Here is a 19290-nt window from a genome sequence, read left to right as displayed (position 1 = left end):
ACGAGACACCATGCGCTACCTCCCCCTGACCGATGCCGATCGCGCAGCCATGCTGGACGTGATCGGTGCGCCATCCGTGGATGTCCTGTTCGCCGATGTGCCCGAAAGTGCCCATCTGTATGGGCCGATCGAAGGCCTGCCGCTGCATGCCAGCGAACAGTCGGTCGAACGCCACATGCGGCGACTGTCCGCACAGAATCTGTCGGCGGCAGACGCGCCGTTCTTCCTGGGGGCGGGGGCCTATCGCCACCATGTGCCGGCCAGCGTCGACCATCTGATCCAGCGCGGCGAGTTCCTGACCGCCTACACGCCCTACCAGCCGGAAATCGCGCAGGGCACGCTGCAGATGCTGTTCGAGTTCCAGACCCAGGTGGCGCGTCTGGTGGGCTGCGATGTCGCGAACGCCTCCATGTACGATGGCTCCACCGCGGCATGGGAGGCGGTGGTGATGGCGCGCCGGATCACGAAGCGCGCGCGCGTGCTGATCCATGACGGCCTGCACCCGCATTACGTTTCGACGATCCAGACCATGGCCCGCTTCACCGGCGACGTGATCGAATATGCGCCACCGGCGTTGTCGGCCGATTGCGGGGAGGATGCCCTGATTGGCCAGATCAACGGCGAAACCAGCTGCGTCGTGGTGCAATATCCCGACATCCTTGGCCGCTTGCCTGACCTTGCTGCAATCGCCGCAGCGGCACAGGCGCAAGGTGCGCTGCTGATCGCCGTCGTGACGGAGCCGGTCGCGCTGGGTGCGATCGCCAGCCCGGGAGAGCTCGGCGCGGACATCGTGGTCGGGGAAGGGCAGTCGCTCGGCGTCGGGCTGCAGTTCGGCGGCCCCTATCTGGGCCTGTTCGCCACGCGCGACAAATATGTCCGCCAGATGCCTGGGCGCCTGTGCGGCGAGACGGTGGACGCCGCGGGCCGGCGCAGCTTCGTGCTGACCCTGTCCACCCGCGAACAGCATATCCGGCGGGAGAAGGCGACCAGCAACATCTGCACCAATTCGGGCCTGTGTGCGCTGGCGTTCTCCGTCCATGTCACGCTGCTGGGCGAGAAGGGCCTGCGGGCCCTGGCGGCAGAGAACCATCGGCTGGCCTGTGAGGTAGCGGATCGCTTGGCCGCGATCCCGAGTGTGGAGCTGGTCAATGACAGCTTCTTCAACGAGTTCACTATCCGCATCGGCCGCGATGCCCGCCAGGTGGTGCGCGACCTGGCGGCTCAGGGCGTGCTCGCCGGTGTGTCGCTCGGCCGGCTCTACCCGCAGGATGCCGGGCTGGCGGATGCGCTGCTGATCGCGGTGACAGAGACCGTCACGCCCGAGGATATCGACGCCCTGGTCGCCGGGCTAGAAGGAGTGCTCGCATGAACGTGTTGAACGCCAGCGGGTGGAAGCCCGGCACCCCGGTCCCGGCAGGTGACGACTTCAGCACGGTCAGCGGCAATCGCGGACTGATGCTGGAAGAGCCGCTGATCTTCGAGATCGGCACGACGGAAACGACCGGCATCGACCTGCCGGAACCTGCCGCCGATGGCCCCAGCCGCCTGGGCAAGCATGCCCGCACCAGCGCGATCGGCCTGCCGGGTCTGTCCGAGCCGGAGACGGTGCGGCACTACACCCGTCTCAGCCGGCAGAACTACGCCATCGATTGCGGGATCTTCCCGCTCGGCTCGTGCACCATGAAGCACAATCCGCGGCTGAACGAGAAGGTCGCGCGGATGCCCGGCTTCGCCGACGTGCATCCGCTGCAGCCGGTAGATACGGTGCAGGGTGCGCTGGGTGTGATTGACGAACTGGCCGTGTGGCTGATCGAACTGACCGGCATGCACAGCGTCGCCATGACGCCCAAGGCCGGCGCACATGGCGAACTCTGCGGCATCCTGTGCATCAAGGCCGCGCTGCAGGCACGAGGGGAGGACCGCCGGGTGATCCTGGTGCCCGAAAGCGCCCATGGCACCAACCCGGCGACGGCGGCATTTGCCGGTTTCACAGTGGAGGGCATTCCGGCCGACGCAAACGGCCGGGTCGATCTGGCGGCGCTGACCGGTCGGCTGGGGCCGGACGTGGCCGGGGTGATGATCACCAATCCCAACACCTGCGGCCTGTTCGAACGCGACATGAAGGCGATCTCGGACGCGGTCCATGCGGCCGGCGGCTACGTCTACTGCGATGGTGCCAATTTCAACGCCATCGTCGGCCGGGTGCGCCCGGGCGACCTTGGCATCGACGCCATGCACATCAACCTGCACAAGACCTTCTCCACCCCGCATGGCGGCGGCGGACCGGGCTCCGGCCCTGTGGTCCTGTCGGAAGCGCTCAGCCCCTATGCTCCGCTGCCTTTCACCGAACGGCAGGCGGATGGGCACATCACGCTGGTCGAAGAGGAAACCGCCGGTGACCGGCACCCGCAATCCTTCGGCCGGATGAGCGCGTTCCACGGCCAGATGGGAATGTTCACCCGCGCGCTTGCCTATATCCTCAGCCACGGGGCGGATGGTCTGCGGCAGGTGGCGGAAGATGCGGTGCTCAACGCCAATTACATGCTGCGCAGTCTGGAAGACCTGCTGGACGCGCCCTTTGCAGCCAGCGGCCCTTGCATGCATGAAGCTTTGTTCAGTGATGCGCGCTTTGCCAAGAGTGTCAGCACTCTGGACGTCGCCAAGGCGCTGATCGACGAGGGATTCCACCCGATGACCATGTACTTCCCCTTGGTGGTGCATGGGGCCATGCTGGTGGAACCGACCGAATGCGAGAGCAAGGCGTCGCTCGACCAGTTCATCGCATCGATGCGGGCCATTGCCGAACGGGCGAATGCGGGTGACGAGAATCTGGGCGCCGCGCCGATGCTGGCTCCCCGCCGCCGCGTCGACGAGACTGCCGCTGCCCGCAAGCCGCGGCTCGTCTGGCGTGAGCCGGCAGCATAGGTCTGGGTGGCACAGGCAGGTCTGGACGCAGCCTGCCCGTGCCGCAACGCTTCATCCCAGACGACAGCGCGCGGCCAGTGCAATGCTGTCCGTCAGGTTGTCGGCGATGACATCAAGCGAGAACAGGTCATGGTAGCGCTGCAGTGACTGCTGGCGCATGCGCAGCAGTAGGTCGGCATCCTGCGTTAGTGCCAGGATCCGGCTTGCCACGGCAGGCATATCATAGGGGTCGATGACGAAGCCATTGATCCCGTCCTGCACCGTTTCCTCCGTCGCGCCATCATGGCAGGACGACAGCAGGGCAAGACCATAGCCCAGCCCTTCAAAACCCGCGAGCGAACGGTAATCAGCCAGCGAGGGAATGACCAGAATATCGGCGGCAGCATAATGGATGCCAAGCTCATCATATGCCTTGCGGCCGAAGAACTGCACCTGACCGAGGGACAGTTCGGCAGCCTCCCTTTCCAGTTCTGCACGCTCGGGACCATCGCCGATCACTGTCAGTTCGATCGGCTGGCGCAACGATGCCGGCACGAGCGCCAAGGCGCCCAGGAACTGCCGCAAACCTTTCCGTTCATTTATGCTGTTGGCGAACAATATCCGTGTCCTTCCCGGCGCCAGCACAATCTGCTGGGCCGGTCCAGGCGGACGAGAGGTGAGGTACGGCGCCACACGTACGCGAGCAGGGTTTGCGCCGAGGTCTTCCACCAGATTGCGCCGGCCCCGTTCGTTGTTGGTCTGCAGGACGTCGGCCCGCTTCACAGCCCAGCGTTTGATCCGGCGAACCATCGGGTTGCTGCTGCCCCCGCGGGCGGCCGGGTCCGACTCCACCAGCAGCACGAGGCCCCGGCGCGGGTGGAGCGAAGTGGCCATCACGGCGATCAGGGCGGGCAGCGTGAACTCGATTGTGACGATCACGTCCGCTTTTTCCCTGATGAGCCGGGGCAGCAGTAGCGGTCCGGGAATGGCGACTTCCGTAGCGTAGGCCATGCCATCTGGCGTGCTGCGCTCCAGCGTGCGCCGGCGCAGGCGCATCAAGGGCAGCAGCTTGATCCCGTAGCTGTTCTTGTACACGGTGCGATCGTCCACAACCACCTGCAGCTTGGGCAAGCGCTGGCGCAAGCTGCGGAATATCTCACCGAAATACATCAGATCGCCGGAATAGCCGAAAGCGTGCGACACGATCGTCACGCGAAGGCCGGCAATCCGCTCACGGTCTTCCGCGATCATGTGCTTATCCTACCCAGATGGTTGCCGGCCGGGGCCTGCAAACTGGTAACACCGGGCGGCAGGATTCCGCAACGCACCATTGCAAGGCAGGCGAACACTGAGGGGAGCACGCACACCGTGGGGATAACCAGAACGACGTGAAAAGCGATAAACAATTTTCCTACACGGTTCGTCTTGTCTAGCTGGCTGAGGTCTTTTCCAAACGGGAGGCTCCTTCGTGTCCAAGATAACGACAATCCTTTCTCCGACCAGCTACGTGGCCCCGTCCGCGCTCGGCTTCTCCGACCCCGCCGGCAACTTCTCGCTGGTCACGCCACAGGCCCCGCTTCCGGTCGTCGTGACCGGGGGTGGAACGCAGCCGGTGGAAGCGCTGCCACCACCAACACCGCTTGCCGGCGATGCCGCCGGCTCGACCGTGACAGGCCCCTTCAAGGCCACCGTCAACCGACCCATCCATGTGCAGCTGAGTGGTGTGTGGACAGGATCGGTTTCGCTGGAACGCTCGATCGATGACGGCAAGTCCCGTTATCCGCTCACGGTCGGCGGGATGCCGTGGGCTGTCTTCAACAGCAATGCCAACGAACCCGTATGGCAGGACAGCGAGGTTGGGGCGACCTTCTATCTCAATATCGCGCTGCAGTCAGGCACGATCGCCTATCGGGTGTCGCAATGAGCGCCATGGACCTGAACGCGCGCGGGCTTGCAGCGCAGGCTGCGGCGCTGAACCCGCAATCCTTTACGCAGCTGTGCAACAGCAATCTGCCCTCGTCGATTCAGAGGATCGACAGTACCGGCCATGATCGCCCGGCCCATGGCGCAGCCACCTATGTCTGCGACAACCAGGCCACGGCGGAGCTGATGGCCCGCTTCCCAACGGCCGTGTTCTGCACCCGGCAGGGTCGGTTCTTCCGGCTGCTGCCCAGCCAGGATGGCATGATCACGCCGGAACAGCTGGGTTGCCCGCCGTCCCAGAAAGGCGTTGACCAGCGCGCATGGATCCAGATGGCGATCGACTATGCGCATGCCATGCGGACGCATGGCGTCAGAGGGGTCGCTTTTCAGCAGAACCGCTATGAAATCTGGGTTCCCCTGCGTGACCCGTCGATGAACCAGGGTACCCCCTGGATCACGGCAGCCGGCACATCCGTGCCCCATACTGACCCGCGTGTTTATAGCGGGTTCCCCCTGATCGTGCGCAAACGGGTGGCGTTGCGGGCCGCATCGGGCGGGACCACTTTTGCCCGCCGCAAGTATGACGGCAGCGACCCGGCCATATGGGCGGGGACGCAGCAGCTGGACCCGCACCCCACGCGGGGTGGCGGGTACTACTGGCGTGGCGGCATGTTCTTCCTGATGGGTCTGACCTTCGCACAGGGAAATGCTGTTCTGGCCAGCGAAGGGTATGATGGCCTCGCCGCGATCGACTTTGAAGGCAAATGGATCCTCGATGGCGGAATTCCGCAGTCCGGCTTCGGCGGGCAGTATGTTCCGACCGGTGAGTCCTACCCGTATGCGTCGGGCAAATTGCGCCCGGAAGACGGGGCAGGCTGGGACTGGTCCGACAAGCCGATCTGGGCGAGCCAGCAGGGCTGGTGCGGCGACATCAATTTCGACAACCTCGAGATTGGCGGTTTTCGCGGAGAGCTGATTTACCAGGCCGGCAATAATCACGGTTCGATCCGCGGCAACCGCCTGCATCTCCACGATACCGACGCCGACGCGATCAACCCGCATCCGCATCTTTGCGGTGACGGCAAGCCGGGAAGGCTGGAGATCAACCACCTGATCCTGGCCAACGCGTTCCAGGCCATGGAGGGCGGGTTTGGTGATGGTGCGTCGAAAATCGACCTGCTGGAGATCGACAACTGTCTGCAAGGTGGTTCGCTCGCCGCAACCCGCTATGTCAGCAATCCCGCAGGATTCACCGCGCGTCCATCATTCACTATCGGCAGGATCCGCGTGCGCAACGCGGCCTATGCTGTCACCCATCTGACGAACATCGGAGAGATTGTCGCAACTGACAGCCCCGTCGCCCTGGGAGCCGTCGGGGGGAACTTCTGGTCGAGCAGCGTCGGTCGCATCGTGATGGTTCACGAAAACAAATCGAGTCAGGTCTACTTCGCACCCACTCTCAGCCTTGACGCGACCTCCCCGCAAGACAGCTGGGTGGGTGAGATCATCCACCAGCGATCCCCACTTGCGCGGGCCAACGGTGCGGGGACGGGAGATGCCTTCCAGTGGGCCGGCAGCACTTACGGCCCCAACATCCGGATTGGAAGTGTATCGGGCGACTACATGCGCGCGCCTCGCAACACAGGCGGAGCTTCGACCGGCTTCTCGCCCGTGGTGCAGGAGATCAAGGGGACAGGAGTACCGGCTGGCCCGTACAACATCGAAACCACGCCCGTAATGACGGATATTCCCGCATGGTATCTGCGGCTGTCCGTCACCAACACGGCGTCCGGCGGAAACTTTCCGTTCACGCTGCCGGCAGGTAGTAGCAGGTTTCCCGCTGGCGCGCGGCTGCGGCTGGTGCACTACATCTCAAACGTCGTTTTTTCGTTGAGCACCAGCAACACTCGCATGGGCAAGCGGATGTTGATGCTGCCGAACGTCCAGTATGACTTCATTTCCGACGGCACACTTTGGATCGCCGATACTCCAGGAGCAACCTTGAGCGGTTCCGTCACCGCGGTGCTTCAGAAAGGAGGGGCGCCCATCCCGGCCGGTGATGTCTCGGACGAAGTGACACTGACGATTGCCGGTGTTCGTCCGGGCATGGAGGTGCGAGTGACGCCCATGGCCAGCCTCGCTTCGGATGCGCAGTTGATGGCGCGTGTATCGGCCGACAACACGGTGGCGGTTCGGGTGCGCAATCTCAATCTGGCCGCCCCGCTTACGATGACGAGCAGTGCCTTGCGCGTCACCGCGGAATGGGCAAGCTGACCAAATTGAAGCGTGAAGCGATGATACGGGAAGCGTAGGTTCACGGCCTTGCACCTCGACGTCACCGTTGCGCCTCGGCTCAGGCGAGTTTCCGGTATCGTGCCGGCGGCTCGCCTGAGACCGTTCTTCAGGCGGTGAGTTCCTTGCGGAGCGACAGCACGTCGTGAAATCGGGCGCGAATCGACAGCACATCCACCAGCATCTGACGCAGCGGGTATCCCAGCACGCGCGACGTCCCCAGGAAAGCCGGAATGGCCTGACCCAGTTCTGCAAGCAGCAAGGTCAGCACCAGCATGGCCAAGGGCAGGCCCATGCTGCCGAGCCACCAGGCAAGTGCAAACGACAAGCCCGAACTCAGCATGTAGATCGTCATGAACCGCGAGTTCAGGTTCATCGCCGAAAGCGTCGCCGCCGGACTGATACTGATGGCACGGATCGTCCCGGAGAGGGCAAGCGCGATCGCAACGGCCCAGTCATACCGAGCCTGGCCAACCGTCCAGATCGCCAGCACGACTTCCCCCATCGTGCCGAGGCCGATCAGGAAGGCAACCGACAGCACCAGCATCGACGCCGTCATCGCGGCAACGATGCGCCGCATCAGCCCTTCGGCAGCCGGACCTTCCTAATAGGGAAGTTCGAAGAACTGCATGGAATAGGCAAAGTTGGTCAGGATATCGAGCACGCGCACGAAGATGCGGGTCGCGACGAAGCTCGCCAGGGCGGCAGGGCCGAAGAATGCGCCGACCAGCAGATTGTAGCCCTGCAGGTTGAAACCGAAGACCAGGGGGGCGGCCATGAAAGCCAAAGACGGCCGCCAGATTGCGGCAAGGGCCTCCCGTATCCTGGACGCAGGCGGCCAGCCGAACAGACCCGGACTGGCGCGGTAGCCATACGCGAAGATCACCACGAGGAACGCCAGCCGCACCCCGGCCAGCGCCATTGCCATCAGGTCCAGCCGTTCGGTCTGCATCACCACGATCGCGGTTGCCACCACTTCGGCCGTCGACTGCAGGCTGCCCAGGAAGATGTTGCGTGGGTACTGTCCCCCGTGCCGGTAGGGCAGGACCAGTGCAGCCGCCTGGACGGACAGCAGCACATAGGCACATTGCCAGTAGATTGCAGCCTGCAGTTCGGACGCCGGTACAATGTCGATCTGGAACAGGTCCGCGCTGACGATCCAGCCGCTCGCCGCAATGAAGGCGATGACGATCGCCAGATTGGTAACGGATACGAGCAGCCAGGTGGCCCAGAACGATGCCTGGGCCAAGGCGCGATCGCCGTCCTTCTCGGCCGCGATCGCCAGATTGCCGCCGGCCGAGCCGAAGCCGCTGGCGGTCAGGCCGAGGTAACTGGGGATCGATGACAGGAGCAGCCAGGTGCCAACCAGTTCCGCGCTCCAGTTGCTGAACAGGATCGGGACGATCAGAAGCTGCACGCCGATGCGCGAGAAGATGTTGAAGCCGCTGGCGATGATGCCGCTCAGCATCCGCTTGCCTTGCGGACCATATTTGGGCGCTTGCATTGTCTTAGGCGACTGCTTTGCGGGCTGAAGAAGCAAGCCTGGCCGCCGTGCGCAGCAATGCTTTGGTCTGCACCCATCCGCGGTCGATGGTCGCCAATGCGTGGCTGCGCAGCGCTTCGTAACCGGGGCGATGCTGCCACTGGAGGAACCTGGCTTCTGCCGGACCTTCCAGGGTGGCGACCCACTTCTCGATCAAACGGTCGACGGTGAAATCGGCCATTCGCTGCCGCCCGTTCTGGACAAGACGGCTGACCAGCGCCGGATCGCGACGTAGACGGTCAAGCGCATCCCGCACTTCCTGCGGGCTGGTAGCGAGCAGGAAGTCCTCACCAGGGGTGCCGATCTGGCGATATGCGGAGTCGGATCCCCCAATGAACGGCACGCCGGCGATCCAGGCATTGATCAATTTGCTGGGCGGCTTGGAGTAATGCGGTCGTTTGCCGAAGTCGCGGATTGCGATGACTGCATCCAGGTCGCTGAAATCATGCCACAGTCTGGGCGGCGCAGTCACGAATTCGACACCCAGAGGCTGCAGAAATGCCTGCCAGCGCTCTCCGGACCAAACCGAGCTGTTATTGACATGCCCCAAGTAGCCGATACGCGTCAGGCGACCTGCGGGCGCGGTGCGAGGGAGAATGCCGATCTGCGGATAAAGCCAGATCGTAGCCCGGTTCTCCCCTTCATACCTGGCATTCTGCAGAATGTGGAATTGTGCTGCCGGTCGATGAGCAAAATCGGCCTGTATGCAGATATCGAACCTGCGCGGGTCAGCACCGATCTTGCGCAACTGTTCCGAATGAAGAACGTTAATGCAGTCGCGCCGCGGAGCGAGCGACAGCGATATGCCGGTGTAGCCGCGTTCGCGCAGGTGGTAATATGTGGCTACCGCCCAGCACGTGTCCCCGCGCGAGGATAGCAACGCCCGGAAGTCCGCATCGTGAACGGCATGGTGCTCGAAGGACGGGGCCGCTTCGAGCGCTGCGCGATCAAAGGTGGATTCGTAGACGAAGTTGACCGGTGCAGAGGTCTTCAACGGCCGAGTCATGCCGCAGGCTGCAGGCTGCAAAGCCGCGCATGGAGCGCATCCAGGATGCTGTCCTTGCTCCAGCGCTCCTGCGCGCGGCGCCGGGCTGCGTCACCATAGCGGGCGCTGCCGTCCGGATCGTCGATCAGTCGCACCAGTCCCTCCGCCATGCCGGCAGGGTCACCCGGCGGGGTCAGCGTGCCGCATCCCTCGACCTCGGCATACAAGCCGGTGCCCGGCTCTGCCGTGGCCAGCACCGGGCGGCCCGAAGCCAGCATGTTGGTCAGTTTGGACGGCAGCACGAGATCGGCCGCGCCCATGATCTGCGGCAGCAGTTGGACACTGGCGAGCGAAAGGAAGCTCCCCATCTGTTCCGCGGGCTGCAGGTCGTGGAATTGCACATTGTCCAGCCCGTCGGCCTGCGCCTGCAGGTTGGCCCGGTTCGGCCCTTCGCCGCAGATCACGAAGGCGATGTCGGTGCGGTTCCGCAGCAGGCGGGCGGCTTCGATCACCACGTCCAGACCCTGCTTGTTGGCGATGTTGCCGGAATACAGCGCAACCTTGCGGTCGCCCAGGTTCCACCGGCTGCGATAGGCGGCGCTGTCGCTGCTGGCGAAATCGAATTGCGTCGTGCTCCAGTTCCGCAATTGGTAGACTTGTTCCGGCGCGAGGCCCTTGTCGACCAGCTTGGCGCACATTTGCGGACTGATGGAGGAGGCATGGTCGGCCATGCGCAGGATACGTTCCTCCGCCGCGAGCGCGCCACTGCGCAGCCGGCCGCCCTTGCCAACCAGGCCGGTGGCAAATGCCGCCTCGACCTCGAAGTCCTGCACATGCAGCCAGAGCGGCGCCCGCGCGCGATATGCCGCCAAAGCTGCAACCGGAACCGACATCAGCGAAGGCGCGATCGTGAACACCAGGTCTGGCGCGGCCCCGGCGACCTGCGCATCCGGGCGCAGGGCAGATGCTGCGAAGCTGGCATGATGCAGCAGCCTGCGCGCCGCGCTGGGCGTGGCGGGGATATAATGCGGCACACGGGTAACGGTGACGCCATTCTCCACCGCCGTGGTTATGCCCTTCGCCTGACCGGCATAGGGGCGCCATTGCGGGTAATAAGGCTTTCCGGCGATCACCGACACGGCATGGCCGCGCTCAACCAGACCTTCGGCAAGGCCCCTCGTATAAGGGCCGATGCCGACCGGTTCGGGCGCGTAGTTCAAGCCGAGAATAAGTATTCTCATCGCCCCGACATCCTCTCGCCGGCGTAGTTCCTCATCCCTGTCCCTTGACGTGACCCGCCAGAAAGCCGGCATAGGCATGTTCGATCCCGTCGCGAAGGCCGATCTTCGGGCTCCACCCCAGGGCAGCAAGCTTGTCGCCGCTCATCAGCTTGCGCGGCGTGCCGTCGGGCTTGCTGGTGTCGCGGGTGATCTCGCCACGAAACCCGACGACGTCGCACACGATCTGCGCCAGTTCGATGATTGGCAGATCGGTGCCTGATCCCAGATTCACGTGTTCGTCGCCCGAATAGGTCTGCAGCAGGAAGACGCAGCCATCGGCCAGGTCGTCCACATGCAGGAATTCGCGCCGGGGCGTGCCCGTGCCCCAGATCTCGATGCTGGCGGCACCAGCCTGCTTCGCTTCATGCGCCTTGCGGATCAGGGCGGGCAGTACGTGGCTGCCCTTCAGGTCGTAATTGTCGCCTGGGCCGTACAGATTGGTCGGCATGGCGCTGATATAGTCGCAGCCATATTGCCGCCGGTAGGACTGGCATAGCTTGATGCCGGCGATCTTGGCGATCGCATACCATTCGTTGGTTGGTTCCAGCGGACCGGTCAGCAGCGCATCTTCGGTGATCGGCTGGTCCGCCATCTTGGGATAGATGCAGGACGAGCCCAAGAACAGCAGCTTTTCCACACCGGCCTGGCGGGCGCCTTCGATCAGGTTCGCCTCGATCATCAGATTGTCGTACAGGAATTCTGCCGGATAGGTGTCGTTCGCCAGGATCCCGCCCACCTTCGCGGCCGCCACGATCACGGCATCCGGCCGGTTGTCAGCGTACCATTGACGCACCGCCGCCTGCTCGCGCAGATCGACGGAGCGGTCGGAGGTCAGGATATCGCACCCTTCGCCCGCCAGCCGGCGCACGATGGCCGAACCGACCATGCCCTTGTGCCCGGCGACATAGATGCGCTTGCCCTGCAGCGAGTAGGTCACTTGGTCTGTCTCCGAAAGCAATCTGTGCATGGCGGGAAATGGTCGGCCCGCGGCGCGCCACTCTTCACGATGACGCGCCGTCCGCTGAGATGGTGCGTTCAGCTATCCTTTGCGATCGGTGCGTCCCGCATCACCTGAAGATCGGCCTCGACCATCTCGCGCGCAAGTTCGCGCACCGACGTCTCGTGCTTCCAGCCCAGCTTCTGGTGCGCCTTGGCCGGATCGCCGATCAGCAACTCGACCTCGGTAGGGCGGAAATAGCGGGGATCGATCTTGATCAGGCACTTGCCGCTGTTCTGGCAATAGCCTTCCTCTTCCACGCCTTCGCCACGGAATTCGATATTGATGCCGACATCTTCGAAGCACCAGCGCACGAAGTCACGCACGGTGGTCGTCTCGCCGGTCGCCAGCACGTAATCGTCAGGCTCGTCCTGCTGCAGCATCATCCACATGCCGCGGACATATTCGCGTGCATGGCCCCAGTCGCGCTTGGCGTCCAGATTGCCCAGATAGAGGCGCTCCTGCCGGCCCAGCTTGATCGCCGCGGCTGCGCGGGTGATCTTGCGCGTCACGAAGGTTTCGCCGCGCAGCGGGCTTTCGTGGTTGAACAGGATGCCGTTGGACGCGTGGATGCCATAAGCTTCGCGGTAGTTCACCACGATCCAGTATCCGTACAGCTTGGCCACGCCATAGGGGGAGCGCGGATAGAACGGCGTCGTCTCGCGCTGCGGCACTTCCTGCACCAGGCCGTACAGCTCGCTGGTGGAAGCCTGGTAGAAACGGGTGGTGTCTTCCAGCTTCAGGATGCGGATCGCCTCCAGCAGGCGCAGCGTGCCGATCGCATCGGCATTGGCGGTGTATTCCGGCGTTTCGAAGCTGACTGCCACATGGCTCTGCGCCGCCAGGTTGTACACCTCCGTCGGCTGCACTTCCTGCATGATCCGGATCAGGTTGGTGGAGTCGGTCAGATCGCCGTAATGCAGGTGGAACCGGGCATTCTCCTCATGCGGATCCTGATAGATATCCTCGATCCGGCCCGTGTTGAAGGAGGACGAACGGCGCTTGATCCCGTGGACCTCGTATCCCTTGTCCAGCAGGAGCTGCGACAGATATGCCCCATCCTGCCCTGTCACGCCGGTGATCAATGCGCGCTTATCACCCGATGCCATAATCACCCCTAGAATGCTGCAAGTGTGAAGAAATTCTTACATCGAGCATCGGCGCTGCACAACGGCCTTCACGATTTGTCAACGAAGCCAGGAGTGATTCGTCAGGCGGACGCCCTGGTCAGCGAAATTCGCCTGCATCGCCGTGAACTCCGTGCGTGCGCTGTTGAACGTGCCTGCCGCGACCGCCGTCTGGGCGCCGCCAACCGAAGCTGCGCGACTGTCCGAGAAATCGCATCCGATCAGCCCGACGTCGCGCGATCCGCACATCGCGGCGAACATCACCGCGGTCAGCGCTGAGGTCGGCTTCAGGATCGGGATGACCCGGCCGAGTTGCGGCAGGCGGTAATCCTGCCAGTCCGGCTGGCGGGGATAGCGGCGCAGCACCACTGGCACGGGTATCGATTTGAAACGCTCTGTCCGCCAACCAACCGCATCGGGCCGCAGCCAGGTGAACATCGCCCGGCCTTCTTCCGTCATGAGATGCCAGAAATCGAAAAAGATCGGGGCGATCACGCAATGATCCGGGCCGAGGCGCCGGAAGGCATCTGCGCCGAAGGCGTCGATGTATTCGCGGGACGGACCGGGATCCATGGTGAAGAAGTATTCGGGCCGGTCGAACCGGGCGCGGCGGAGCGCGAAGTTCACATATACCAGCACGTCGAAATCATTGAAGAAGGTCTGATCGACCCGATCCAGGCTGGGTCCGGTGCCGACGATCAGTGCGCGCTTGCCGGCGAATTCCGCCGGCCACGCGGCGGGCACCCGGTCGTCCACATGGCGCTGCAGCGCCCGGCTGCCGCGCCAGCTGTTGAACGGCACGGTGGCGACGAACCGGGTGAACCACCAGAAGCGCTGCATCCCGGCGCCAGGCACCGGATACCGGTGGAAGACCTGCTCCGCCGCGGCTGCCTGGCGAGCGACTTGAACATCAGCCATGGTGTGTGCCCCTTGTTGAAGCCGGTCTAGGCTACGGCGGCGGCGCACTATCACATCGCAACTTGTGTGCCCAGCCGACACACCCTTGGACAAGCTGAAGCTCCTGCGCCGGCACCTGTCCTGCGCGGCCGCATCTTCAAAAGCGGGTGTCGCGCCGCTACTTCCTTGCGGTGACAGAATTTCATTCCAGCGATGCCGCGGCGCCCGCATCCCACGACGATCGGGCCGCCTTGCGGGCCGCCTGCCAGCCGGGGACGGGCCTGTGCACGATCGTCGGTATCGATGGCAGCTATTCGCGCCGGCTGGGCGCTCAACTGGCCGTGACCGCCGCGGGCGAGATGGCCGGCAGCCTGGCCGATGGCTGCCTGGAACAGCAGCTGGCGAGCGAGCTGCGGCAATCAGGTGGGGCGGGCGCCCCCGTGGTGCGCCGCTTCGGCGCCGGGTCCGCCCATATCGACTTCCGCCTGCCCTGCGGCAGCGGGATCGATGTGCTGATCGATCCCGCGCCAGACCGCGATGCCTGTCGGCAGGCGGTTGCCGCCCTGGACAGCCGCCGGGCTGCGACCCTGGCGCTGCCGCATGTGGCGGGGGAACTTCCCCTGCGTCGCTATATTCCGCCACTGCGATTGCTGGTGTTCGGGGAAGGGCCGGAACAGGCGGCGTTGCTGCATCTTGCCGCCTCGGCCGGAATCGCTGCGGAACTGCCCGGGCGCGACATGGCGCTGGGCGAGGCGCCGGCGGGGCACCCGGTCGATCCCTGGACCGCGATCGTGCTGCTGTACCACGATCATGAATGGGAACGCCCGCTGCTGCACTGGGCACTGGGCACGCCGGCCTTCCTGATCGGCGCGCAAGGTGGTGCCCGCACCCGTGCCCAGCGGCTGGAACAGCTGGCGGGCGACGGCTTCGGCGCCGATGATCTGGCCCGGATCACCAGCCCCATAGGCCTGATCCCCCGCACCCGCGAGCCGCTGGTCCTGGCGCTGTCCGTGCTGTCGGAGATCGTGGGCCGATACGAACAGCTGCACCCGCATGGCTGACCAACATGGCTGAGCGTGTGCTGGCGGCGATGCTGGCCGCCGGGCAGGCGCGCCGGTTCGGCGGCGGAAAGCTGGACGCGCCCTGCGCCGGGCGGCGTCTGGGCAGCTGGGCCGTGCGGGCCGTGGAGCAGGCGGGGGTCGGTCGCGCGATCATCGTCGTGCCCCCTGAAGCCCCGATCTTCGCCCGCGAGTCCGGCTGGCCGCTGGTCACCAACCGGGCGGCGGAGCGTGGCCTGGGCACGTCGCTGGCCTGCGCCGCGCAAGCTGCCGCGGCCGACGGGGCGACGCAGCTGCTGGTGTTGCTGGCCGACATGCCGCTGATCGACGCAAGCCTGCTATGCCGGCTGCTGGCATCGCCGGCGCCGGCCGCGATCGAACATGCACCCGGCCGGCCGGGCGTGCCTGCGCTGCTGCCGGCCAGCACCTTTGCGCAACTCGACAAATTTGCCGGCGACCGGGGCGCCGCCGGGCTGCTGCGCGCGGTGCCGGACCTGTCGCTGGTAACGGCCCCGCCGGCCGCGCTGCTGGACGTCGATGATCCTGCAGGCCTGCGGCAAGCGGCCATGCTGTTGCAAATCCGTCCTTAACGCCGGAATGCGCAGTTGCCGGGTGGCGATCCTGTTTGACGGCGGTTGCCGCAGCGCATATCGACAGCATCTATAACTAGCATTCTGGCTCACGGTCCATGGGGGGTCTGGGCGGCTGACCGTTTTCGCGATCGGCGGGATCACCGCCGATCGTCTGCCTGAAGCAATTGTTCATGCTGCACGCTATTCGCCGATTGCCGCTGCCGATCCATGCCGCGCTTCTCCTGGCCGGCGTTGCGGCGCCGCATGTCCGCGCGCAGGAGGTCTACGGCCCGCCCGCTGCCGACATCGGCCCCCGACATCTTCCGCCCCCGGTCACCATCCCGACCGAGCTGGACCGCGCGGCGACGCTGGCCGTCACCACGCACCCCATTGTCAACGCGGCTGAAGCCGAAAGCGAAGCCCTGGATGCGGAGCTGCGTGGGGCCCGCTGGCTGCGCTACCCCAATCTGGGCGTGGAGGCACTCGCTGCCACCAAGGGCAGCAACTTCGCCGATCGGGACGGGCTGACCGCCAACATCGTGGCCGAACAACCGCTGTGGTCGGGCGGGTCGATCGACGGCGAGATCGAGAGCGCCGCCGCGTCCGCCCGCGCAGGGCGGCAGCGCATCGGCGAGGCTTCCCGTCAGATCACCGTCGATGTCGCCACCGCCTATTACCAGCAGGTGCTGGGCGCGGAGCGGATCGGTGTGCTGACCGACAGCCTGGAACAGCATCGCATCCTGGTCGGCTCCATCGAACGGCGCGTCGCGCAGGAGGTCTCCCCCCAGGTGGACCTGACGCTCGCCCGGTCGCGGGTCGCCCAGATCGAGCTGGAACTGGCCTCGGCGCAGGAACTGCAGGCCCGGTCCCGCACGCGGCTGCTACAGCTGACGGGCGGTGTGCCGATAGAGCCGGTCATGCCCCTGCCGGTCAGGCTGGCGGACCTGCCGCCGGTCGAGCAGGCGGTGGCGGAAGGGCTGCAATGCAGCCCCACGCTGCAGGCGCTGCTGAGCCAGGTCGATGTGGCGGAGGCCCGCCGCAGGGTGGCGCGGGGCGAGCTGCTGCCGCAGGTGCTGCTGCAATTGTCGCAGAACGAGATCACCGGCGCTCGCGCCGCACTGGTCTTGCGAGCGGAGACGGGCAGCGGCCTGTCGCGCCTCTCCGCGATCGACAGCGCGGAAGCGCGGATCACGCGCGCCTATGCCGAATTCGGCCAGGCCGAACGGGAGCTGCGGGAGCAATTGCAGACCGATTACGTGCAATTGCAGGCGGCGGAAGCCCGGATCGAGGCCGGCACCCTGGCCGCCGATACTTCGGCCGAACTGATCGAATCCTACCAGCGGCAGTTCATTGCCGGCCGGCGCAGTTGGCTGGATGTGATGAACGCCGTGCGGGAAGCCGCCAATGCGCGCCTGTCGGAAAGTGAGGCGCGGGTCACGACCGCCGCCTCCGCCGCGCGCATCCTGGCCTTCTCCTGCCGCTGGGAACCAATGCCGACAGGGGGCACAGAATGAGCGGGCAGGGCAGCATAATCCGGGCGATCGAGACCTACGCCCGCGCGTCCGGCGCACCGCTGTCTCCGCAATGGAGCGCGGAGCTGGGCGATTACGAGCTGGCGGAGGACGCGGATGCGCTCGCCGGCCTGTGCGGCGTGCTCGGCTGGCCCTATCCCACCCGCATCGAAGGACGGCCGCGGCCCGACCAGTTCCCGCTGCTCGTCTATGATGCCGGCAGCGGCTGGTCCGTGGTGCGGCAATGGGACAGCCCGGATGCCATGCTGCTGGCGGGCGAGCGCGGGCTGCTGGCCTTCGACCCTGACCAGCGCTTTTATCGCATGCGCCTGCCCGATCCGCTGTCGGGCGGGGGCGAGAAGGCGATCGATGTGTTCAAACGGGCGATCGGCCGCCGGCGCGGCGCGCTGGTGATGGCGGGCGTCGCCACCGTGTTCGCGAACATCCTGACGCTGGCGACCTCGCTTTATTCCATGCAGCTGTATGACCGGGTGATCCCGCTCGGCAGTTTCGATACGCTGTATGTGCTGACTGCGGGCGTGGTGTTCGCGCTGGGTCTCGACCTGGCCCTGCGGGCCTTGCGCGCCGTGCTGGTGGAGAAGGAAGCCAACTCGATCGATGCGGAGGTGAGCGAGTTCTTCTTCGCCCGCGCCCAGGCGATCCGGCTGGATGCGCGCCCGCCGGGGATCGGCACGCTGGCATCGCAGCTGCGCGGACAGGAACAGATCCGCCAGGTGATGTCCTCCGGCTCCCTGTTCCTGCTGGCGGACCTGCCCTTTGCGCTGTTCTTCATCGTCGTCATCGCCATGATCGGCGGCTGGCTGGCCGTGGTGCCGATCGCCAGCCTGCCGATCGCCATCGCCATGGCGCTGATCCTGTCGCGGGTGATCCGCACCGGGGCGGACAAGGCGCAGGTCAGCGGCAACCGCAAGAACGGCATGCTGGTGGAATCGCTGGACGCGGCCGAGATGGTGAAGGCCAATCGCGGCACCTGGTTCATGATGGGCCGCTGGAACGCGCTGATCCGCGAGGTCCACCATTACGAGGATCCCGTGAAGCGGGCCTCCGCCGTGTCGAGCACGCTGTTCTCCACGCTGCAGCAGCTGTCCTATGTCCTGATCATGGGCTGGGGCGCGTGGATGGCCGCGCAGGGCATGATCACCACCGGCGCGCTGCTGGCCTGTTCCATCATCGCCGGGCGGATCAACGGCCCGCTGGTCGCGCAGCTGCCGACGCTGATCGTGCAATGGAGCTATGCCAAATCCTCCCTGCGGGCGCTGGACGGCATCCTGCAGCTGCCGCTCGATCCTGCGACATCCTCCGGCGCGCTGCGGCCCGATCATCTGTCCGGGCCGATCATGCTGACCGATGCCGGCTTCACCTATGCCGGCGGACGACAGGCTGTGCAGATCGACCGACTGGTGATCTCGCCGGGCGACCGGATCGCCATCGTCGGCGGCATCGGATCGGGCAAGTCGACCCTGCTGAAGCTGCTGACCGGGCTCTATGCCCCGCAGACCGGAACCGCGCTGATCGGCGGGCTGGACCTGAATCAGGTGGCGGAAGAGGTCGTGCGCCGGCACATCGGCTACCTCCCGCAGGATTCGCGCATGATCAATGGATCGCTGCGCGACAACCTCGTCATGGGTCTGGGCGAGGTGAGCGATGCCGCCATCATGGAAACGGCCAAGGCCACCCGGCTGGAGGTGATGATCGCCTCCCACCCCAACGGCCTCGCCATGCAGATACAGGAAGGCGGTCGCGGCCTGTCGGGCGGACAGCGCAGCCTGGTGGGCATCAACCGCCTGCTGCATGCCGCGCCGTCCGTCTACCTGCTGGACGAACCCAGTGCAGCTCTGGACCAGGTGACCGAAGGCGCCGCGCTGGACGCGATCGACCGGCAGCTCGCGGCCGAGGACATCCTGGTGATCGTCACGCACAAGCTGCAGCTGCTGCCCCGCTTCAACCGCATCATCGTGATGCGCGAAGGGCGGATCATCCGTGACGGCGCGGCCAAGGACATCATCGGCGAACTGGCGCCGCCCCGCCGGCCGCAGGGCCAGGCTCCGGGCCAGCCGCCGCGGCCGGTCGCCCCGCCGGAAGGCGGCGTGACCACCACCATCAAGCGCCCGCCTGCCGGCCCGGCGGACACCGACACGCCTCCGCCCGTTCAAGCGGCGGACGAGGAGAACGCATCGTGA

Annotated in this window: 16 protein-coding genes; 8 read left to right on the top strand and 8 right to left on the bottom strand. The window is 65.5% G+C overall.

Going from position 1 to position 19290, the window contains the following annotated elements; translation table 11 throughout:
• Positions 1 to 10: 10 nt before the first annotated feature.
• Both gcvPA and gcvPB read left to right on the top strand, forming a co-directional pair.
• Positions 11 to 1369: an aminomethyl-transferring glycine dehydrogenase subunit GcvPA gene (gene gcvPA, locus D5S08_RS02475; protein WP_121115141.1), complete on the top strand. Its 1359-nt coding sequence runs from the start codon at positions 11 to 13 to the stop codon at positions 1367 to 1369.
• On the top strand, positions 1366 to 2925 hold the full coding sequence (gene gcvPB, locus D5S08_RS02470; RefSeq protein WP_121115139.1) for an aminomethyl-transferring glycine dehydrogenase subunit GcvPB: 1560 nt from the start codon (positions 1366 to 1368) through the stop codon (positions 2923 to 2925). Before gcvPA ends, gcvPB begins: the two co-directional genes overlap by 4 nt.
• A gap of 51 nt (positions 2926 to 2976) precedes the next feature.
• Here the strand turns inward: gcvPB and D5S08_RS02465 are convergent, their stop codons facing one another.
• Positions 2977 to 4155: a glycosyltransferase family 4 protein gene (locus D5S08_RS02465; RefSeq protein ID WP_121115137.1), complete on the bottom strand. Its 1179-nt coding sequence runs from the start codon at positions 4153 to 4155 to the stop codon at positions 2977 to 2979.
• Between the two features lie 217 nt (positions 4156 to 4372).
• Here D5S08_RS02465 and D5S08_RS02460 point away from each other — a divergent pair, with 217 nt between their 5' ends.
• Together D5S08_RS02460 and D5S08_RS02455 are read left to right on the top strand one after the other, a co-directional pair.
• Positions 4373 to 4828 (top strand): hypothetical protein, encoded by a 456-nt coding sequence (locus tag D5S08_RS02460; RefSeq protein ID WP_126665476.1) that lies wholly within the window; start codon positions 4373 to 4375, stop codon positions 4826 to 4828.
• Positions 4825 to 7101: a hypothetical protein gene (locus tag D5S08_RS02455; RefSeq protein ID WP_121115133.1), complete on the top strand. Its 2277-nt coding sequence runs from the start codon at positions 4825 to 4827 to the stop codon at positions 7099 to 7101. Before D5S08_RS02460 ends, D5S08_RS02455 begins: the two co-directional genes overlap by 4 nt.
• Positions 7102 to 7228: 127 nt before the next feature.
• On the opposite strand, the gene D5S08_RS02450 is transcribed toward D5S08_RS02455, so the two are convergent.
• The 7 genes from D5S08_RS02450 to D5S08_RS02420 form a co-directional block, all read right to left on the bottom strand.
• Complete coding sequence (locus D5S08_RS02450; protein ID WP_121115131.1) at positions 7229 to 7699, bottom strand: hypothetical protein; 471 nt, start codon at positions 7697 to 7699, stop codon at positions 7229 to 7231.
• Positions 7700 to 7723: 24 nt separating this feature from the next.
• Positions 7724 to 8623, bottom strand: a complete 900-nt coding sequence (locus tag D5S08_RS02445) for a hypothetical protein (RefSeq protein WP_121115129.1) — start codon at positions 8621 to 8623, stop codon at positions 7724 to 7726.
• Between the two features lie 4 nt (positions 8624 to 8627).
• Positions 8628 to 9656, bottom strand: coding sequence for a glycosyltransferase (locus tag D5S08_RS02440; protein ID WP_162301903.1), 1029 nt, complete (start codon positions 9654 to 9656; stop codon positions 8628 to 8630).
• Positions 9657 to 9664: 8 nt separating this feature from the next.
• Positions 9665 to 10888, bottom strand: a complete 1224-nt coding sequence (locus D5S08_RS02435) for a WcaI family glycosyltransferase (RefSeq protein ID WP_121115126.1) — start codon at positions 10886 to 10888, stop codon at positions 9665 to 9667.
• Between the two features lie 31 nt (positions 10889 to 10919).
• Positions 10920 to 11894 carry a GDP-L-fucose synthase gene (gene fcl, locus D5S08_RS02430; protein ID WP_121115124.1) on the bottom strand — a complete coding sequence of 325 codons (975 nt, stop codon included), beginning with the start codon at positions 11892 to 11894 and terminating at the stop codon, positions 10920 to 10922.
• A gap of 68 nt (positions 11895 to 11962) precedes the next feature.
• Positions 11963 to 13033, bottom strand: a complete 1071-nt coding sequence (gene gmd, locus D5S08_RS02425) for a GDP-mannose 4,6-dehydratase (RefSeq protein ID WP_121115122.1) — start codon at positions 13031 to 13033, stop codon at positions 11963 to 11965.
• 78 nt (positions 13034 to 13111) lie between these two features.
• Positions 13112 to 14062 carry a hypothetical protein gene (locus tag D5S08_RS02420; RefSeq protein WP_126665475.1) on the bottom strand — a complete coding sequence of 317 codons (951 nt, stop codon included), beginning with the start codon at positions 14060 to 14062 and terminating at the stop codon, positions 13112 to 13114.
• A gap of 77 nt (positions 14063 to 14139) precedes the next feature.
• On the opposite strand from D5S08_RS02420, the gene D5S08_RS02415 reads away from it, so the two are divergent.
• The 4 genes from D5S08_RS02415 (at position 14140) to D5S08_RS02400 (ending at position 19290) form a co-directional block, all read left to right on the top strand.
• Positions 14140 to 15009, top strand: coding sequence for an XdhC family protein (locus D5S08_RS02415; protein WP_162301902.1), 870 nt, complete (start codon positions 14140 to 14142; stop codon positions 15007 to 15009).
• Between the two features lie 5 nt (positions 15010 to 15014).
• Entirely contained in the window at positions 15015 to 15596 is a 582-nt protein-coding gene (locus D5S08_RS02410) for a nucleotidyltransferase family protein (RefSeq protein WP_121115116.1), read from the top strand.
• A gap of 173 nt (positions 15597 to 15769) precedes the next feature.
• Positions 15770 to 17092 (top strand): TolC family protein, encoded by a 1323-nt coding sequence (locus D5S08_RS02405; RefSeq protein WP_121115115.1) that lies wholly within the window; start codon positions 15770 to 15772, stop codon positions 17090 to 17092.
• A complete protein-coding gene (locus D5S08_RS02400) occupies positions 17089 to 19290 on the top strand; it encodes an ATP-binding cassette domain-containing protein (protein WP_121115113.1) in 2202 nt (733 codons plus the stop codon). The genes D5S08_RS02405 and D5S08_RS02400 overlap by 4 nt, the downstream gene beginning before the upstream one ends.

Source organism: Croceibacterium ferulae, from assembly GCF_003660445.1.
GTDB lineage: Bacteria > Pseudomonadota > Alphaproteobacteria > Sphingomonadales > Sphingomonadaceae > Croceibacterium > Croceibacterium ferulae.
The sequence above is the reverse complement of the archived record's forward strand: the minus strand, read 5'-3'. Positions and strand labels throughout refer to the sequence as shown.

Coding starts and splice junctions, on each gene's coding strand:
- D5S08_RS02405 (WP_121115115.1), top strand. CDS start 15,770: ATGCTGCACGCTATTCGCCGATTGCCGCTGCCGATCCATGCCGCGCTT.
- fcl (WP_121115124.1), bottom strand. CDS start 11,894: ATGCACAGATTGCTTTCGGAGACAGACCAAGTGACCTACTCGCTGCAG.
- D5S08_RS02450 (WP_121115131.1), bottom strand. CDS start 7,699: ATGCGGCGCATCGTTGCCGCGATGACGGCGTCGATGCTGGTGCTGTCG.
- D5S08_RS02445 (WP_121115129.1), bottom strand. CDS start 8,623: ATGCAAGCGCCCAAATATGGTCCGCAAGGCAAGCGGATGCTGAGCGGC.
- D5S08_RS02455 (WP_121115133.1), top strand. CDS start 4,825: ATGAGCGCCATGGACCTGAACGCGCGCGGGCTTGCAGCGCAGGCTGCG.
- gcvPB (WP_121115139.1), top strand. CDS start 1,366: ATGAACGTGTTGAACGCCAGCGGGTGGAAGCCCGGCACCCCGGTCCCG.
- D5S08_RS02465 (WP_121115137.1), bottom strand. CDS start 4,155: ATGATCGCGGAAGACCGTGAGCGGATTGCCGGCCTTCGCGTGACGATC.
- D5S08_RS02435 (WP_121115126.1), bottom strand. CDS start 10,888: ATGAGAATACTTATTCTCGGCTTGAACTACGCGCCCGAACCGGTCGGC.
- gmd (WP_121115122.1), bottom strand. CDS start 13,033: ATGGCATCGGGTGATAAGCGCGCATTGATCACCGGCGTGACAGGGCAG.
- D5S08_RS02400 (WP_121115113.1), top strand. CDS start 17,089: ATGAGCGGGCAGGGCAGCATAATCCGGGCGATCGAGACCTACGCCCGC.
- gcvPA (WP_121115141.1), top strand. CDS start 11: ATGCGCTACCTCCCCCTGACCGATGCCGATCGCGCAGCCATGCTGGAC.
- D5S08_RS02410 (WP_121115116.1), top strand. CDS start 15,015: ATGGCTGAGCGTGTGCTGGCGGCGATGCTGGCCGCCGGGCAGGCGCGC.